Origin of the sequence: Streptosporangium sp. NPDC050284, from assembly GCF_044459525.1 — a bacterium.
Classification (GTDB): domain Bacteria; phylum Actinomycetota; class Actinomycetes; order Streptosporangiales; family Streptosporangiaceae; genus Streptosporangium.
The window spans coordinates 359,754-377,196 of the sequence record NZ_JBITIZ010000008.1 but is presented as its reverse complement, the minus strand read 5'-3'; the positions used below and the strand labels follow the sequence as shown (position 1 = coordinate 377,196).

The window sequence follows — 17,443 nt, the reverse complement described above, 5'->3', positions numbered from 1 at the left end:
GCCGGGGGGGGCGGGCGCCCGGGGGGCCGCGGGGGCGCGGCGCCCCCCACGCCGCCCGCGGGTGCGGTCGCCGGGCCGGGGGGCCCGGGCGGGCCCACCCGGGCCGGGACCCTCCTCACCGGAACCGCGAAGCCGTCAGCTCCCGAAGTCGCCCGTGGCGACCCCGGCCGCGTAGCGAAGCCCACCGTACAGGTGGGCGCGGAAGTGCGGTTCGGTGTAGGACTCGATGGTGTGGCCGAGACCGGTGTACCAGGACCGGCCGCCCTGGTACGTCCTGTACCAGGCGATCGGATGGTCGGCTCCCATCGACCCGCCGGAGTAGGTCGACTCGTCCAGCGTGGCGAGCACGTGGACGGTGGAGCGCGGGTTGGTGCGGTAGTTGTACAGCTCGTCGGTGCGCACCCAGGTCGTCGGCAGGTGAGCCGTCGAGGGGTGCGTGCCGTCCTCCACCCGTACGGTCGCCTGCTGGATCTCGGGGTGGGAGGAGAAGTAGGCGCCGACGAGTCCGCCGTAGAAGGGCCAGTCGTACTCGGTGTCGGCGGCGGAGTGGACGCCCACGTATCCGCCACCGTCCGCGACGTACGACTCGAACGCCGTCTTCTGCCCGGCGTCGAGCACGTCGCCGGTGGTCATCAGGAAGACGACCGCCCGGTATCGGGCGAGGTTCTCGGCGGTGAAGACACCGGCGTCCTCGGTGGCGTCGACGGTGAAGCCGTTCTCGGTCGCGAGTTCGCCCAGCGCGGCGATGCCCGCCGGGATGGCGTCGTGCCGGAACCCGGCCGTCTTGGAGAAGACCAGAACCTCGTATGCCGGATCAGCGGTCATAAACGGAGCACCCACACCAATCGTGACGACGAACATCGCGGTGATCACCGCGATGATGTTACGTACCCTAAATCCCCATTTTTCACAGGAAGTAGCCGTATCGCGTAGATCGCTGGGTGCCGTACTCCCGCGCGTGGCGGTACCGGACGCCGGGATCCCGCTCGGCGGGGCTCACCGGCGCCGGTCGGGGCCAGATGGCCGCGATCGGATAAACCAGTCGAAGCCGGGGCGGACCAGCCGAGATCATTGCTTCCATGACGTTCCACGACGACAAGGACAGCGGCCGATCCTGCCGGGAGATCCTCGCCGAGTTGCACGACTCACTGGATCGGCGGTACCGGCCCGAGGACGTCGCCGATCTGGTGCTGCGAGCACTGGACGGGCAACTGTCGCGGCGCGAGCGTGTGGTGTTGGAGCGCGCGGCCAGGTACTCCTCCCGTCGCGCGGACCGGTTCTCCTCGATGTCCACCGATTACGCGAGGCCGGTGGGTGGTGCCCGGCAGGTCGCGGCGGCGAGCCGTCTGTTCGAGCGGTCGGTGGAGGTCGACCCCGACGTTCCCGAGTCGCTGCTGGAGTTCGCGGCGAACATGGGACGCGAGATCCGGTGGACGCCGGACCGCGGTGACTTCCTGGCCGACCGGCTCAACCGGGACGCCCGGGAGGCCGCGGGCATGGATCTGTCCAAGCGGCAGTACAACCGCCGGTTCAGGGTGCTGCGCCGGGTCGCCGCCAAGGCGGGCACGCTGGGTACCGAGCAGGTCAAGCGACGTCTGCTCATGGTGGGCGTCACGGGATTCGGCGCGGACATCCCACTGGAGCGGTTCGTCTCCGACGTCGACGCCGCGTGCTTCGTGGCGTACTACACCGCGCGCCGTAAAACGCGCCGGAAGTTCAGCAACGGTTCGCCGGGATCCCCTGGGCTTTAGCCCTGGGGAGGAATGGCGTGCGGCGCCGCACATGCCGGTCCGAGCGGGTAGATTTCACAGCGTGAAATTCGTTGTGCAGGTCCGGCTGTTCCCCACGCCCGCCCAGGAGGCGGCGCTGGCGGACACGCTGCGCCTGTGCAACGACGCGGCCAACCTCGTCTCCGGCATCGCCTGGCAGACGAAGACGTTCCGCAACTACGACCTGCGCAGGCACACCTACGGCCAACTCAAGGACATGGGCCTGTCGGCCCAGCCCGCCCAGCACGTCATCAAGAAGGTCTCCGACGCCTACACGACGGTGAAAGCCCAGGTGAAGGCGGGGCTCCGCAAGCCGCTCGACAGGCCGATCGCCTTCCGCCCGGACGCCGCCCAGCCGTTCGACGACCGGTGCCTGTCCTGGCAGGTCCAAGAGCGCACCGTGTCCATCTGGACCACCGGCGGCCGGATGAAGGGCCTGCGGTTCGGCTGCTCCGACGACCAGGCCCGCGCGCTGGCCGCCTACCGCAAAGGCGAATCCGACCTCATCCACCGCGATGGCCTGTGGCTGCTGACGGCCACCTGCGACGTCCCCGACGTCGATGTCACCGAACCGGACGCCTTCCTCGGCGTCGACCTCGGGATCGCGAACATCGCCACCACCAGCGACGGCACCCGGCACTGCGGCAAGCACCTGAACGCGGTCCGCCACCGCAACCGGGAGTTGCGCCGCCGCCTTCAGGCCAAGCAGACCAAGTCCGCCAAACGGCTGCTGAAGCGGCGTCGCCGCAAGGAGGCGCGCTTCGCCCGCGACGTCGACCACGTGATTTCCAAGACCATCGTGACCGAGGCTGCACGCACCGGACGCGGCATCGCCCTGGAAGACCTCCAGGGCATCCGCGAGCGGGTACGGCTCCGCAGGCCCCAGCGGGTCACGCTGCACTCGTGGTCGTTTCACCAGCTCGGTGCGTTCGTCGCCTACAAGGCCGCCCGGAGCGGGGTCGCCGTGATGTACGTCGACCCCGCTTACACCTCCCAGGGGTGCTCGGCCTGCGGGCACATCGACCGGCGCAACCGGCCGAACCAGGAAACCTTCTCCTGCACGTCGTGCGGCTTCGCTGAGCACGCCGACGTCAACGCAGCCCGCAACATCGCCGCACGCGGTGTCGCGGGCTGGGCTGCCGTCATGCAGCCGCACGCGGCCTGAACCCTCACATCCGGTGAGTGGCGAGGAGCTGCAAGCCCCCGGCTTCAGCCGTGGGGTCATGACCCTGTCCGGGCGGGACAACCCGTTCGACGAGATCGCGTCGATGCTGCTCGACCGGTGCGCGGACCGGAGCGACTGGTGGATGATCGCCCAGGTACGCACGACTCCTGACATTCTGGGACGCCTGACCGACGAGGAGCGTGGACGGCTGCTGGGCCAGTGGGCGGCCGTCATGCGGCACAGCGCCGACGTGCTACGCGCCTGCTGGAACCCCGGCACCGACCGCACCACGATGATCGTACGGCGCGGGCACGACTCCACGGAAACACGGGTCGAACTTCGCGGCACCACTTCGACGAATGACAGATCCTGCCGCGAAAGAACAGGATTCCAGAAAAGGCGGATCCGGCCGGGTCAGGCTTTCCCATCGCACATCCGCCGAATCGAGGCGGCCTTTCTGGCCGCGCGTCGACGGCGCCTTCCCGAGATTTCCGGTCATACGGCGACGAGGCGGCGGCGACTTTCCGGTCACGCGTCGGCGCAGGACCGGAGATGGACGCCGGACCGCCGTTCCCCCCTTCAGCATCGAACCAGAATTAGAATGATATTTCGTACTATTCCACCTAAATCACCTTATGGATCTTTGTGATCTCGCACTGACACGGCCCTCACATCGGCGGCCCCGGCACGCGCGAAGGCCGCGAAACGCGGCCGGCCCCTCGGCTCCCGCCGCGGTGAGACGGTCGACTCCCCGGGGGAGTGAGCACCTTCACGACCTGCGGCGACACGAAAGCCCAGCCCCAACCCCGTCGGAAACGAGACATCTCATCCGAAGGACCGACGGCAGGAGAATCAACCGAGCCGTATTCCAAAGAAAGCACATCAGTGGATATGGTGACGCACGCCGGCATCTACGGCAGAATCAATGACCTGCCATGCGGCACAACGAACAACATCGATCTCCTGTGAGGTTTCATGGTTGTGGTGGCGGCTCCGACTGCCTCCGGTCACGGGGTCATCAACATAGAGCTCGACGAATTCGAGACGAACGACCACGCCTCGATCTACGACGACGACACCCGGGGGGCACTGGAAAAGCCCTTGGAAATCAGCCGCCACCTGTTCAGCGAGGCACTCCAGATGGTGGCGAACTGCGCCTACGAGGCGCGCAACCAGATCGAGGCCATGGAGGAGAAGACCCGTCCCGACGAGTTCGAGATGCAGCTCGCCGTGAAGGTCGACGGCAAGGTCGGCGCGAAGATCGTGGAGTTGAGCTCGGGGGCACAGATCATGGTGACGCTGCGCTGGAGGAAGCCGGCTCCATGACCAAGGTGCGGATTCTGCCCTACAGCCACGTCGTCGGACAGACCGACCTGCTCCGATGCCTGGAGCTGGCCTTCGTCGCACCGGGCATCGGCGGCGTGCTGGTCAGCGGCGAGCGCGGCACGGCGAAGTCGACCACGGTGCGCTCCTTCAGCCTGATGGCCTACGGCGAGCTTCCCGTCACGCTGCCCATCAACGCCACCGAGGACCGCGTGCTGGGCGGCTGGAGCATCGACGCGCTGATGGCGGGCAAGCCCGAACGGCAGCCGGGCCTGCTGGAGGCCGCCGACAAACAGGGCCTCCTCTACATCGACGAGGTCAACCTCCTCGACGACCACCTGGTCAACATCATCCTGGACGTCACCTCGACCAACGTGCTCGTGGTCCACAGGGAAGGGCTCGACCGGCCGACGATCGCCGTCAAGTTCACCCTGGTCGGCACCATGAATCCGGAGGAGGGGTGGTTGCGCCCGCAACTTCTCGACCGGTTCGGCCTGCTGGTGCCCGTGAGTGCCGAGACGGCGGCCGAGCAGCGGCACGAGATCCTCCGCACGGTCCTGCGGTTCGAGGAGGAGATCACCAAGCCTGACTCCTCGTGGCTGGAGAACGGCGCCAGGCAGGACCGGGAGATAAGAAAGCGGCTCAACCGGGCCAGGGCGAGGGTGGGAGAGGTGAAGATGCCGGACGAGATCCTCGGCCTCTGCTCCCGGATCTCGGCGAAGTTCGAGGTGGCCGGACACCGCGGCGAGAAGGTGATGGCACTCGCCGCCAGAGCACGGGCGGCACTGGACGGACACGGCACCGTCACGTCCGACGACGTCCGCGCGGTCGCCGAGTTCGCCCTCGCGCACCGCCTTCCCGAGGCGGTGTACGGCGAGTCGATCAAGTGGACCGCCAAGGAGCGAGACCAGCTGGACACGATCATCTTGGGGTGACCATGGCCATGCCGACCGCGTCGCGAGTGAGGTACGCCCTGGCGTGCGCGGCGCTCGATCCACGGCTTCGCGGGGTGCTCCTGTTCGACCTTGAGCCCGCCCTGCTGCTCGACGTCGGGCAGTGGCTCGGCTCACTCCTCGGAAACCCCCACCCGTACGTGCTGGGAGCGTCGGCCGTCGCGGACAGCGCGTGGATCGGCCTGTCCTCCGGGCCCACGTTCGGCGTCTCCCCCGGGCCCCTGGTCGACAGGCCCGGCGCTCCTCCTCTCACCGTCCTCGTCTCCGACCTCGCGAAGCTCTCGCTCACCGGGCAGCGGGCCGCGCTCACCCTCCTGGACACCGACGTGGCCCACCTGGAGCGCGAGGGGCTCGGCGTGACCTGGGCACCGCGAAGCCGGTGGGTGGCCGTCTGCGCCCGCGCCGACATCGGCCGGATCCCGCCACATCTGCTCGACCGCTTCCCCCTGCGCATCGACGCCTCAGGACTCTCCGCCGACCTGGACCCTCCGTCGGAGAAGTGGCGTCGCGCGCTGGCCGGGGGCCGGCCGGCGACCGTACCCGACGAGGTGGTCACAGAGGTCGTCGGCCGTACCGCGACAGGCACGGCCGGTGCGCGCCGAGACCTCGCCCTCGCCAGGATCGGCCGGGCGCTGGCGACCCTCGACGGCCGTGCGCGAACCACGGAGGCCGACGTCGAGCGAGCGGTGTCGCTCCTGCGTCTCCCCCCACCACGCGGCCGGGGTCACGGCGACGACTCCGGCCCCGGCGGTGGCGTCCGGGGAGATGACGCCACCGTGGGAGGCGGAGGGTCCAGGCGGCGGCGCGACAGGGAGGAGCGCTCCCCGCAGGCGCGAACGGACGGATTCGACGTCGTCTCCCCGGCTCCCGCCGAGCCGCTCGCTCCGGGCCCCGCCCCGCCCGCCGACCTCGGCGGCCCCTACCCGGAGGACGACATCGAGCCGGAACGGGACCCGGGGTCGCTTCGCTCCCAGACGACGCGGCACTCCTCCTCACGGCCGAGCCACGGCAGGTCCATCGGATCACGCCCCGGCGCCTTCGGCGACCTGGCGATCGTCGCCACCATCCTCGGCGCCGCTCCCCTGCAGGCCCGGCGGTGCGAGGATCACTACTCGCGCCCCCCGCATCCCCTGCACCTGATCCCGCCGGATCTGAGGGTCCATCGCCGAGGCGCCGACCCGGCCAGGCTCCTCGTCCTCGTCCTCGACCACACGTGCAGGGCGGGCTGGAACTGGCTCGACGCCCTCGCCCCCTATCTGCAGTGGGCCTATACCGGCAGGGCAGGTGTCTGTGTGATCGAGGTCGGCGCCGCGGGCGTCGCCAACGAGCTCCGCGCCCAGCGGTTCAGCGCGTCCAGCCTGCTCGACCCGCGGGTCGTACGGGCACTGGAACGGCCCGTCGGCCGCTGCACCCCGCTCGCGCACGGGCTCGACCTCGCCGTCGAGACGCTGCGCCACCGGCTCCACCTGGGGAGGGTGCCCGCCGACGACGTGCTGCTCGTCATCGTCACCGACGGGCGCGGCAACATCCCGTTGCGCGCGAGCGCGACGGGTGAGCTGCCCGACCTCGTCGGCAGGGAGGGAGTGGAGGACGCGCTGGCGATGGCACGAGAACTGAGCAGGATGAAACGGATCCACGCCGTCGTCCTCGATCCCGGGCCCCGACCGGGCGCCACCCTGACCCGCGCGCTGGCCGAGGCCTGCGGCGCCCGGCTTCAGCACGGCGGTGAACCCCGGTGAGCGGCATGCCGAACGGGCTGCGCAGGGCGCTGATCAACGGCGGACGTCCCTTCAACCCGCACGCCGCCGGACCGGCGCGTCCGCGGCCCCCCGAGGATCCCGGGGTGGCGGAGGCACCGGTCGGCGCCTCCGGGGCGGAGGTTTCCACGACAACCGTCCTTCCCTCCACCTCCGTCGACCCGACCGCCGGTCTGCCCCCCAGGACCGCCCGCCTGAACGTGTGGCGGGAGAGCGGCACCGGCAGGGAGAGTTACGGACTCGCGGGGATCTGCTGCTGCGGCATCGCGCTCACCTACCAGAGACAGCCGCAACAGGTGAGGCCTCCCAAGCTCGCCCTGGGAGACCTCATCCGTCGCGGCAGCGGCGGGGAGTCTCCGGTCGAGACGTTCTGGCGCCTCAGAAGCTGGTCCAAGGACGCGAGCGAGGGTCTCAAAGGCTTCATCTCCGCGATCCGCCGGGCGCACGGCGACGACGTGCGCATGATCATCGAGGATTTCACAGGCTACGACCTCCCCTGGGAGTTGCTGCGGCACCGTGACAGGGGCCTGGCCGGTGAGTGGCTGGGCGCGCTGTTCCCGATCGCGCGCTCGGTGGGGACACCGCCCGCCGCGGTGACCGACTGCACCGGAGAGATCCTCGCCTACGTCGCTCCCGACATGTCCGACGACCGCGCCCTGCTGGATCGATTCCGGACGACCACCACGGACGTCACCCTCAAGGACCTGCTGAATCTTCTGGACGCGGAGGGCGACCCCGTCTCACTGGTCTACGTGGCCTGCCACGGAAGATACGGGAACGCCGACAAACCCTCCTTGGGAGCCGAGATCAAACTCCTCGAGGGCTCTCGCGACTCGAAGCGCGGGATCAGTCTCCGCCAGGTCCACGCGCGCGACCTGCTCCGCCTGGAACGAGCCGGCGGACTCGTCTTCCTCAATGCCTGCCACTCCGCCAGGGAGAGGGTCGACCCCGACCTCGACAACACCGTCCTGCGCAGCTTCGCCAGGGTCTTCCTCGACGCGGGGGCCTCCGGGTTCATCGGGACCATGGGAGAGGTCGGCCTGAAACACGGGTACGACCTGGCGAAGGGCCTGCTCGACGCGCTCTCCGAGAACCCGGAGACGCCCGTCGCCGTGGCCCTGCGCGACCATCGAAGAAGGGTGTCGGCCTCGATCGGGGACGACCTTGACGAGGACGACAAGGGAGCCGTCGGGAAGCTGCTTCCGTTCTTCTACGCCTTCATGTACGCGTACTTCGGAAGCCCGGAGACCACCCTGAGGCCGACGCCACGCGAGGAGACCCGGTGAGTCCGCCCACCATCCAGCTGGAGCCGCTGGTCAGCTGGCCCCGGACCATGACGGTGGGCCAGGAGTATCTGGTCACGGTGGACCTCAGGCTCGCGCGGCCCGGCGACGAGTGGCCGTACCGGGAGGAGGAGTTCGTCTTCAGCTGCATGCTCGACGGCGGGGAGCGGATCGCCGTCGAGTCGGTGGACGACATCTCGGTGATCCTTCACCGGTTCGGTGGCACGTACGGGCCCGCCAGGTTCGTCGTGACCGCGCGAGGAGAGGCCGGGGACCACAGGCTCCGGCTCAGCCTCAGCACCCAGAGGGGCGCCACCGTGAGGACCGACATGCTGCCCGTACGCATCACCGCGCTCCCGCCCGGGGAGAACCGTCGGGTCGACCTTCAGGCGATACCCGGGATTCCCCTGCCGGGAGACCGGACAAGGCGGGAGAGGACCTGGATCGCCGCGATCCATCGGGGAGACGATCCCAGGCCGGTGGGCGCCGGAGTCCTCGTCGGCGAGAACCGGCTGCTCACCTGCGCCCATGTCGTCGTCCCAACCGGCCACCGACCCACGGACCGGTTGTGGGTGACCTTTCCCAGGTCGAACACGCCGACGCGCCGATACGGCGCCTCGGTGATCTCGGTGGCGGGGACCTCGGGCGCGTTGTCGGGGGCGTCTCCGGGCGACCCCGCGTTCCTGCTGCTCGCGGAGCCCCCTTCACCGGAGGTGGTCGCGGCGCCCCTGCGTCTGGAGGAGGTGGACGACCTGGTGGGGCGGCGGTGGCTGGTGGAGGGGCCGGTCGGCGTCGAGGGCCGGAGTGTGATCGTCAAGGGGATGGTGGATCCCGCTTTCGCTCACGGGAACGTCACGCTCACCACCGACCCCGGCCATCGGCTGGATCCCGGCCTCAGCGGCGCCCCGGTGTGGTCGCCGGGCTACGCGGCCGTCGTCGGAATTGTCGCCTCCGCCGACGGCCTCGGCGGCGGGGTGGCGATCACGATGCGTGAGGTGAACAGACTGCTTCCCGGACAGCTGCCCGAGGCGCCCGGAAGCAGACCGGGCGGTCCGGACCGGATGAACGGCCCGAACCTCTGGGGACGCCCCGCCCTCGTGCCGGACCCCATCACGTCGTACCTCGATACCGATGCCCCGCCGCCTGTCGACGTCGATTTCCTGGACGAAGCCGCCTACGTGCTGGATGAGATGGACGCCCGTCCCGCTCCCGTCCCGCCGAAGCGGGCAGACGTGATCTTCGCCATCGAGATGTCCGGGAGGCACGAGGCGGTCCAGCGACGCAGGCAACTGGCCGCGGACACCATCGAACGGCTCGCGGTCACCTATCCCGGCGAGGTGAACGTCGCGGTCGTCGGCTACACCTACCACGACTACAAGCGCCGCGGCGACGGGCGCCGGCCGGTGGTCACCGGCTCCTGGCTGGAGCCCGCGGAGGACGCCCTGGAGTCACTGGCGAATCTGGAGTCGACGTCGGCGGTCTTCCCCGGGGCGGCTCCCCTGGAGGACGCGCTGCATTACATCGACGAGCGTCTTCCCTCCGGTGAGCAGGACCGGCCTGTCGTCCTGCTGGTGCTGGCGGGGCAACCGCCCCACCCGGCCAGGGCGAGCCGAGACACCGCGCTTCCCTGCCCGAACCGCTACGACCATCGCAAGCTGACCGATCGGCTCGCCGAGCGCGGGGTGCGTCTCATGGCCGTCACCGACGACCCACCCGGCCAGGTGTCCCCGCACCTGCGAAGGATCGGCGCCGACCACGCCGTGGAACTGCGACGGGCCGACCCCGCCGCCCTCGTGGACGCGATGGCCATCCGGCACGTCGCCTCCGCCGGGAGTCCCGCGCTCACGCGCGTACTCGCGGCCGGGCGCGATCTGGCAGCCGAACCCGAACACATCGTGCGCCGTATCGGGTTGCTGGGCGCCGTGGGCAGCGGCAAGTCGGCCTTTCTCGGCGCGCTCAACGTGGCGGTCCTGCGCCAGAACTCCGGCCTGTCGGTGCTGGGCGCCGACAGCGCGGCGGCCACTCGGCTCGTCGCACTCACCGACGTCCTCGTACGGGAACACAGGTTCCCCCCGGCGAGCGCCGACCTGGACGACGCGGAGGTGACGATCCGCACGAGCCGGTTGTCCCGGGGCTTCATGGGGATGGGGCGCCGTGAGACCGGCGTCGTCCTCCACCTCGGCTCCATGACCACCTCAGGTAGGCCGCGCGAGGACATGGCACGATGGCTCGCCGCCTGTGACGATCTGATCTATCTCTTCGACCCCCTCCGCGAATCCGGGTGGGACGACGCCACCGGCTTCTTCCTGAGGACGCTGCCGAAGCTCGGCCTGCCTCTCGACGAGACCGGTCGCCTGCCGCACCGTCTCGCGGTCTGCGTGACCAAGTTCGACGACTACAGGGTGCTGGAGACGGCTAACCGGCTGAGACTGCTCACGACCGACCCCGAGGACCCCTTCCGGTTTCCCCGGGTGGTCGGCGAGGACGCCGAGGAGTTGTTCACGCAGCTGTGCGGATTGTCGGACGTATACCCCGGCATGTTGCCGAACGTCCTGGGCCGCCTGTTCCACGAAAACCGGACCAGATACTTCGTGACCTCGTCGATCGGCTTCTATCTCGATCCCAGGAAGAGGCTTTTCGACATGGAGGACCACCAGAACATCGTTCCGGCGGCCCCCGGACGCGAGGGCGGTCAACCCGCCTCCTCCACCGAATCCGGCACCCACCCCGCCGGTGAGGTCCGGGTACGCGGCGAGGTGCATCCGATCGACGTGGAGAAGCCCTTCCTCTGGCTGGCGCAGCCGTGAGGCGGAGCGCTCCGGGGTCCTTCTCTCCCCGGTCCGAGGCCGGAGGCGTGCGCGGTAGGTGATCCGAGGCGGCGCGTGAGCGTGCTGCTTCCGTGACAGGGGAACGTGCGTGCGCGACGGATCGGGATCCTCCGGGTTGTCATCGCTAGAGCTGGAATTTCTCGAAGGTCTTTGATGTGATGCCCCCCTGGACGAGTAGCTCGCGGAAGACGAGCTGCGCGAGCAGCTGTCGGGCGGGGGCGTCGCACAGCAGTGCGAGCGCGGCGAGCCGCGGTACCGGCAACACCTCGGTGTGAGAGGTGAAGGCCTCCCGCAACTCGTCGGAGTCGATGGACGAGCCGTAGTCGGCCACCAGCAGGACGAGGCACCTCTCGAACCGGCTGTCCGCGTCGGTCCCCTCAAGCCGCTCGATCGCGGCCCTGAGACGTGCGCGGCCCCGCAACGCCGTGCCGATGCCGGCCCGCTGTGAGGGCTTGGCGCAGCGGGCCGCGAGTTCCGAGCACACCAGCCGCACGACGGAGGTGTCGATCGGCTCCCGGTCTCCCGCCTCGACCAGTTTCTCGACGGAGAGCGACGCGAGGGCCGGCGCGGACCGGCGCGGGTCGAGGCGGCCGGCGAGCCTCACCGTGACGGCCGGGTCGGCCACCGGCATCCGGGACAGCGCGGTCAGGAGCCGCGCGGGAACCGGATCCACGTCCCTGAGGATCTGCTCAAGCCCGTCCACGGTGAGCTTGGGCCCGTAGGCCACGCTCAGCACCAGGTCGTAGAGATGCTCCTGGACCGACGGGACCAGGACGGGGCTCCTGGCCAGGAGGCGGCGGTCGCTCACGATGTTGCGGCGGCGACGCACGCCGCCGTTCACCGCGGCCGAACCCCGCAGCGCGTCGAGCCGGGCCAGGTGATCGGGGATCAGGCCGACCTGCCCCTCCTCGATGCTGTCGGCGCAGGCGATCAGCAGGTCGTCGATCGACGTGTGGGTGGGCTCGCCACCGGACTCGACGATCGAAGGGACGACCTCCAGGTCCTCCGTGGAGAACCTCCGCTGCCCGGTGTCACGGGCGAACCGCGCGATCAGCCCGGCGAGTCCCTTCTCCATCCCGCTCGCCAGCATCTCGTGATAGCGGTGGGCGACGGGATGGCTCTCGGGAACGCTCACCCCCTGCTTCCAGGTGATGGTGAGCGCGTTCTCCGACGGGTGGTCGGCGAAGAACAGCCTGCTCCGGTGACCGGTCGCGAGGGGAGCCCACGTCGAGGCGATCAGTTTGGTCCTGAAGCCGTACGGGAGCAGCGCGGCCACCGTGTCCAGGAACCTGAGCCGGTCGAGCAGCGACGCTCCGCCGCCTTCGACGACGCAGACCTTTTTCCCCGTGAGCAGGAGGGCCGCCGCGCCGATGACGGTCTGGTCCACGGCCTCCGCGGTGACCTCGGCGTCCAGTGCCGGCGGGTCGATGACGAGCGGACCGCCGTCCGGCGGTCTCTGATCGTTCAGCGCCCGGTAGAGCCGCTCGTAGGAGACGGGGCCGAAGGCGGCCTGCGCGTAGGGCACGCAGAAGCAGCGGGTGACCGCTATCTCCCGGCCCAACCCGTCGAACGTGCCGGACCACTCCTGGACGGCGAGGAAGATGTGCGCGTCCTCGGCGGCGCCGGCCCAGGCGATCGTCACCTGGGGGAGCTGCCTGGGGGTCGTCATCGCGTACCGCTCGACGAGCTCGGAGAAGCCCGAGCGGGGGATCCGTCCCTGACCGCAGGACAGGACCTCGGGCAGGCCCTTGCTTCCCGGGGACATGCCCCACAGCGCCCACTCGACGGTTATCGGCATGGCCGGCCTCCCACTCAGAAGTCCGGGAAGAGCAGGAAGAGCTCCACGAGTGCGATGATCATGAGCGCGACGATCACGGAGTACAGGGTGAAGGGGGGCACGGGATACTCGGCCCTTTTGCCTCGTCGCCCGCGCCCGAACCACTGCCTCCGCTTCTTCCTCGGCGGATCGGCCGCGATCAGGTGGCCCACACCCGACTCGGATTCGAGCAGCGACCTCTCGATCTCCTCGATGACCTTGCGGTCGAGTCCCGAATCGCGCACGAGGTTGATGGCGGACTTCTTCAGGGCGTCCCCCGCGCCCTTGCCGAACAGGAACGCCGCGGTGGCGAACAGCGGCGCCGACTGCCAGCCCGAGGAACGGACGACCTCCTCGAACTGCTTGGGGCCGAACTCCGGCCCGTAGGCCGCCCTCAGCAGGCGGTAGAGCCTCTCGAACCGGGCCCGGTCTCCGGCCGGATGAAGCCCGCTGATCGCGTCGGCGAGATAACCGTACTCGCGCAGGGCCTCGGCGATCTGGGGGTCTTCGGCATCGCCGCCACCCCGCCTCACGAGCTCGTCACAGGCGATCTCCATCACCCGCATGTCGTAGGGCTGCCGTGCGGCCATCGCGACCAGGTCCCTGGTCTGCAGTGGCCTGAGTATCTCCTCCAGCTCCTCCCTACCCTGGTCGTGCGCCGTTTTCATGGAGGCGACCGGATCGGGAGAGGGCCTGTGGACGATCGCCGTCGTCGACACCCTGACCGGCGGGGCCACCTCCCGGGCGACCTCGTCCGTCCGCGGCGCGGACGGGGCCGGCGGACCGTGTCCGGCCATCTGGATCACCGCGAGCAGGTAGGCCCGCAGTTCCTCGGGCAGACCGTCCTTCGGCGGCAGCAGCCGGCGGTCCCTGATGATTTTCTGGTACCGGGCCCGCTCGTCGTCCGAGATCGCCGACCCTCGGTTCGCGACAGCGTCGTCCAGCCTTTCGAGGACATCCCTGATCTCGGCCGTCCCGCCGCGTTCGAGGACGTCGGCGCACTCGGTCAGCAGCCCTTCCACCGAGTCCTGAGCGCGCGGGGACACGGGCGGGGGCATGAGTGCGGGTACTGAGGGTTTGAACCCCCGTAGGAGGTCCAGCGCACGGGCCCTGCCGTTCTTGCCGAACGTGAGCGGTTCGGTCCGCGAGGCGAGCCAGTCGACCAGATCGGCGTCCGGATCGTGACGCGCCAGCAGGGTGAGGTAACGGTACGCGTCCTCCTCCCGATCGGGGATCTCCGCCGGCCGCCCCCAGACGACCGGGTATGTCCCCGCCGGGACGTGCTGGGTGAACGCGAGTCTGATCTTGTGGTCGGCGGTGCTGCTCGCCCAGGTCGACGCCGTCAGCCTCGCGCGCATGCCGTACGGGAGCAGCGCGGCCACCGTGTCGAGGAATCGCAGACGCTCGATCATCGGAACGGCCTCGCCACCCACGACGCAGACGTGCTGACCGGTCATGAGCAGCGCGGCCGCGCAGATGGCCGTCCAGTTGATCCTCGCCGCGACCGCGCCGGAGTCGAACGCGGGCACGGGGACCACGAGTTGCCTCTCCGTGTCCATCGGGAACGCCCCGAGAGCCTGGTAGAGATCTTCGTAGGACACCGGGAAGGCGGACTGGGCGATGTGGGCGTACGGCACGCAGAAGTAGTGGGTGCGGGCGATCCTGCGGTGCCGCCTGTCCTCCTCGTCCGACCAGCTCTGGATGGCCAGGACCAGGTGCGCGTCATCCCCGCTGCCCACCCACGCGATCACGACCTGGGGCAGCTCCTCGGGAGTGCCGATCGTGTAGACGGTCCTGATGTCCTCGAAGTCGTCGCGGCTGAGCAGCCCCTGGCTGCAGGCGAGGATCCTGTAGTCGTCGCCGCTGCCGGGGAGCTTTCCCCCGACCGCCCATTCGAACGGCAGGCGCACCGTGCTCATCGGCCAGTCCTCCTGATCGGCTACGGCGCGGAAATCCGCTGTCCGAGCCAGAGCATCGGCTCCATCACATTGATGGGGCGCACTTCGCCGCGTATCCGGATCTCGGTGTTGTATCGGGTCTCGGAGGCCGGCTCACCGTCCGCCGGCCGGGAAATCATCGGAACAAGATTCTGATAGTCGTCCATGTCGAAGAGCTTGTTCTTCGGGCCGACGTAGAAACCAATCGATGACGTGACAAAGTACCTAATTCGGTCTTCACGGAAAAATCGCCCAATAGCATTCAGTACCATATCCGCGTTTCCGCTCGCCGACACCCTGCACAGCTGCTGGAACAGCTCTTTCGCGTCGTCGTTCGCCACCCGGGGAAACCCGAAGGGATCCTCGGGGTCGGTCGTGAGCAACCTCAGCCGCTTCGCCGTCTCCAGCACCTTGAAGTCGTCGAACTTGGTGATGCAGACCGCGAGATGGTGCGGCAGCTTGCCGTCCGTCACCGCGGATCCGGCGATCACCTGCTCGGCGAGCTGGGCCAGGGCCCCGTAGAAGTATTCGAACGCGTCACCGTCCTCGTTCTCCCTGATGGGATCGAAGAGGAAGACGATGCCCCTGCTGTGCACCAGGTTGCGGAGCAGGTCCTGCTGGGAAGCGCCACCCCCTCGCTGGTTGCCGAACGCCCCGCCGGGCGGGTCGAGGAGATTGATGCCGATCTTGAGGGCACGGGTCGTCCTCGACCTGCGGAACCAGCGTGCGCGCCGCCTGTGCTGCCCCACCAGGAACCAGTTGTAGTTGTCCAGCCCCTGCGTCGCCGGAGGGAACACCTTGTCCCGCGACAGCGCCGTGGTCTTCTCCGTCAGAAAGCTGGTGGACTGGGCGTCCGCGCCCACGACGCTCCAGTCGCCCTCCTGGCGGAGCAGGGCGATGTTGAGCGCGGCGAGAAGTGTGGTCTTCCCACTGCCCGGAGCGCCCCACATCGCGATGTTGGGCAGCGAACGCTCGGATCCGAGGTCGGGAGCCACGCGCTGCCCGCTCCACATGTTCGTCATGGCACCTCAATCAGGGGGAAGGGGATCGGTTGGTCCTGAGGCGCCGTCAGACCGAGCTCGGCACCGAACTCTCTGATGTCCAGGGCGTCCAGCCAGGTCAGCGCGGTGGCGCCCAGGCGGGACCAGACGGGGTCGGCCTCTCCGACGTCTCGGTCGCAGATCGCTCCGAACGCGATGCCGGGGTGCTGTCCGAGCCGGCGCAGCAGCGCGCGCCAGTCGTGCCGATACGGGCAGGGCAGGATCGTCCCGTTCACTCTGGCCGGATGCGGCGGCCGGTCGCCGACCGTGAGGAGCACCGTCCGCTCGGCCTCTCCCTCACCGATCCGGCCGGCCACCACGGCGAGCATGTCCTCCAGCTGCGCACCGTGCGGGTGGCCTTCGGGCGCCGGGTCGCGCTCCTCCAGGCGGGACAGCGAGGCGAGGGCCTGCCCGGGAGGAACCAACCAGTCCGCGACCTCCACCTTCGCCTCGGGAACCCTCCGGTCGTAGGAGTGCGCACCGTAGGTGACCAGTGAAACCTGGAGGAAGCCCGAGGGGTCCGCGGACATCCTTGTGATCATCTGACGGATGCGGTCGAGCCGCGTCGTGACGTCATCCGGAGCACCGCTGATCTCCACCGCGCAGATCAGGTGCCGCGAGCCGTCCCGGGTGTCGAGCCGGCGCGGGACCGCCTCGACCAGGTCGGCCCAGCTGCGGTCGTCGTCCACCAGCCCCGGCAGGCCGAGGAAACGGACCCGGCCGGGTCTCTCCAGCTCGACCGTGAAATCGTGACGGCCGGGGACGAGCCTCGCCGACTGCACCGACAGCAGCAGCGGCCTGTGCCCCCAGGCCACCACGGCGAACGCGGTGCCCCTCTCGTCACCCGCCTCACAGCGAGCGCTGACCTCGACGACCGCGCCTGGCCTCGCCCCGATGCCGAACAGCTGGTGAGCGGCGAGTTCAAGCCCACCCGTCACCGCGCTCCGTCTCAGCACGACCAACTCGTACGGGCGGTCCAGCGGGTCGTTCCTGACGACCTCGCGCAGCAGCGCGTCGACCCGCACGTCCGCCTGGACGAAGGCCATCGCCTCCGGGCACGCCGCGTGCAGCCAGGCCATCGCCTGCCCGGCCAGAGGACTGTCGGGGAAGGAGCAGACAAGGATCAGCACGTCGCGGGAGTGGACGCCCGCGGCGCGGAGGACGGCTTCCTCCGTGGGGTCCTGCCTCGCGGCATCACGCCGCGCGGGGTCCTGCCACGTGAGGTCACCCCGCGCGAAATCGCGCCCGCCCTCCCCCGACAGAGAGGTCCACGGGATCACCGGGGTGAACCGGCAGCGCGGCCTGCCCAGGTCGTCGCGGCGCAGGTGGAACGTGGTGATGCCGTCGGCGGCCACCTCCACCACGGTCAGCCCCCCGGACTCGTCGAGTCCCGCGACCGCCCCGGCGAGAGCCTTGCGGAGCGGAACCTCACCCGGCTCGGTCACCTGATGGCCTCCGTAACGCGTCTGAAGAAAGGCACGGAGCACCATCGGCGCGACGACTCCGCCCGCCTCCCGAAGCCCCCGGCGAATTCCCGAACATCTGCGGCGTAATTCCCTTTCCGCCTTTTGT

13 protein-coding genes are annotated in these 17,443 nt (G+C 69.5%); 8 read left to right on the top strand and 5 right to left on the bottom strand.

Going from position 1 to position 17,443, the window contains the following annotated elements; genetic code table 11:
* Positions 1-135: 135 nt before the first annotated feature.
* Positions 136-825, bottom strand: coding sequence for a ThuA domain-containing protein (locus ACIBH4_RS21230; protein ID WP_362765620.1), 690 nt, complete (start codon positions 823-825; stop codon positions 136-138).
* Positions 826-1,079: 254 nt separating this feature from the next.
* Here ACIBH4_RS21230 and ACIBH4_RS21225 point away from each other — a divergent pair, with 254 nt between their 5' ends.
* From ACIBH4_RS21225 to ACIBH4_RS21190, 8 genes are all read left to right on the top strand, one after another.
* Complete coding sequence (locus tag ACIBH4_RS21225) at positions 1,080-1,751, top strand: hypothetical protein (protein WP_362765623.1); 672 nt, start codon at positions 1,080-1,082, stop codon at positions 1,749-1,751.
* Positions 1,752-1,812: 61 nt separating this feature from the next.
* Complete coding sequence (locus ACIBH4_RS21220; protein WP_362508177.1) at positions 1,813-2,934, top strand: transposase; 1,122 nt, start codon at positions 1,813-1,815, stop codon at positions 2,932-2,934.
* A gap of 13 nt (positions 2,935-2,947) precedes the next feature.
* On the top strand, positions 2,948-3,583 hold the full coding sequence (locus ACIBH4_RS21215; RefSeq protein WP_362508174.1) for a hypothetical protein: 636 nt from the start codon (positions 2,948-2,950) through the stop codon (positions 3,581-3,583).
* Between the two features lie 335 nt (positions 3,584-3,918).
* On the top strand, positions 3,919-4,260 hold the full coding sequence (locus tag ACIBH4_RS21210) for a CU044_2847 family protein (protein WP_362508172.1): 342 nt from the start codon (positions 3,919-3,921) through the stop codon (positions 4,258-4,260).
* A complete protein-coding gene (locus ACIBH4_RS21205; RefSeq protein ID WP_362508169.1) occupies positions 4,257-5,192 on the top strand; it encodes an AAA family ATPase in 936 nt (311 codons plus the stop codon). Before ACIBH4_RS21210 ends, ACIBH4_RS21205 begins: the two co-directional genes overlap by 4 nt.
* A complete protein-coding gene (locus ACIBH4_RS21200) occupies positions 5,189-6,949 on the top strand; it encodes a hypothetical protein (protein ID WP_362508166.1) in 1,761 nt (586 codons plus the stop codon). Before ACIBH4_RS21205 ends, ACIBH4_RS21200 begins: the two co-directional genes overlap by 4 nt.
* Positions 6,950-6,954: 5 nt before the next feature.
* On the top strand, positions 6,955-8,253 hold the full coding sequence (locus ACIBH4_RS21195) for a CHAT domain-containing protein (protein ID WP_362508276.1): 1,299 nt from the start codon (positions 6,955-6,957) through the stop codon (positions 8,251-8,253).
* Positions 8,250-11,057: a hypothetical protein gene (locus ACIBH4_RS21190; protein ID WP_362765626.1), complete on the top strand. Its 2,808-nt coding sequence runs from the start codon at positions 8,250-8,252 to the stop codon at positions 11,055-11,057. The genes ACIBH4_RS21195 and ACIBH4_RS21190 overlap by 4 nt, the downstream gene beginning before the upstream one ends.
* 145 nt (positions 11,058-11,202) lie before the next feature.
* Here ACIBH4_RS21190 and ACIBH4_RS21185 read toward each other — a convergent pair whose 3' ends face one another.
* The 4 genes from ACIBH4_RS21185 to ACIBH4_RS21170 are packed head-to-tail and all read right to left on the bottom strand — an operon-like array spanning position 11,203 to position 17,316.
* Positions 11,203-12,876 carry a hypothetical protein gene (locus tag ACIBH4_RS21185; protein ID WP_362765629.1) on the bottom strand — a complete coding sequence of 558 codons (1,674 nt, stop codon included), beginning with the start codon at positions 12,874-12,876 and terminating at the stop codon, positions 11,203-11,205.
* A 14-nt stretch (positions 12,877-12,890) separates the two neighbouring features.
* Positions 12,891-14,813, bottom strand: coding sequence for a hypothetical protein (locus ACIBH4_RS21180; RefSeq protein ID WP_362765632.1), 1,923 nt, complete (start codon positions 14,811-14,813; stop codon positions 12,891-12,893).
* Between the two features lie 20 nt (positions 14,814-14,833).
* Positions 14,834-15,853 carry a hypothetical protein gene (locus ACIBH4_RS21175; RefSeq protein ID WP_362508154.1) on the bottom strand — a complete coding sequence of 340 codons (1,020 nt, stop codon included), beginning with the start codon at positions 15,851-15,853 and terminating at the stop codon, positions 14,834-14,836.
* Positions 15,850-17,316, bottom strand: coding sequence for a hypothetical protein (locus tag ACIBH4_RS21170; protein WP_362765635.1), 1,467 nt, complete (start codon positions 17,314-17,316; stop codon positions 15,850-15,852). Before ACIBH4_RS21170 ends, ACIBH4_RS21175 begins: the two co-directional genes overlap by 4 nt.
* Positions 17,317-17,443 lie beyond the last annotated feature (127 nt).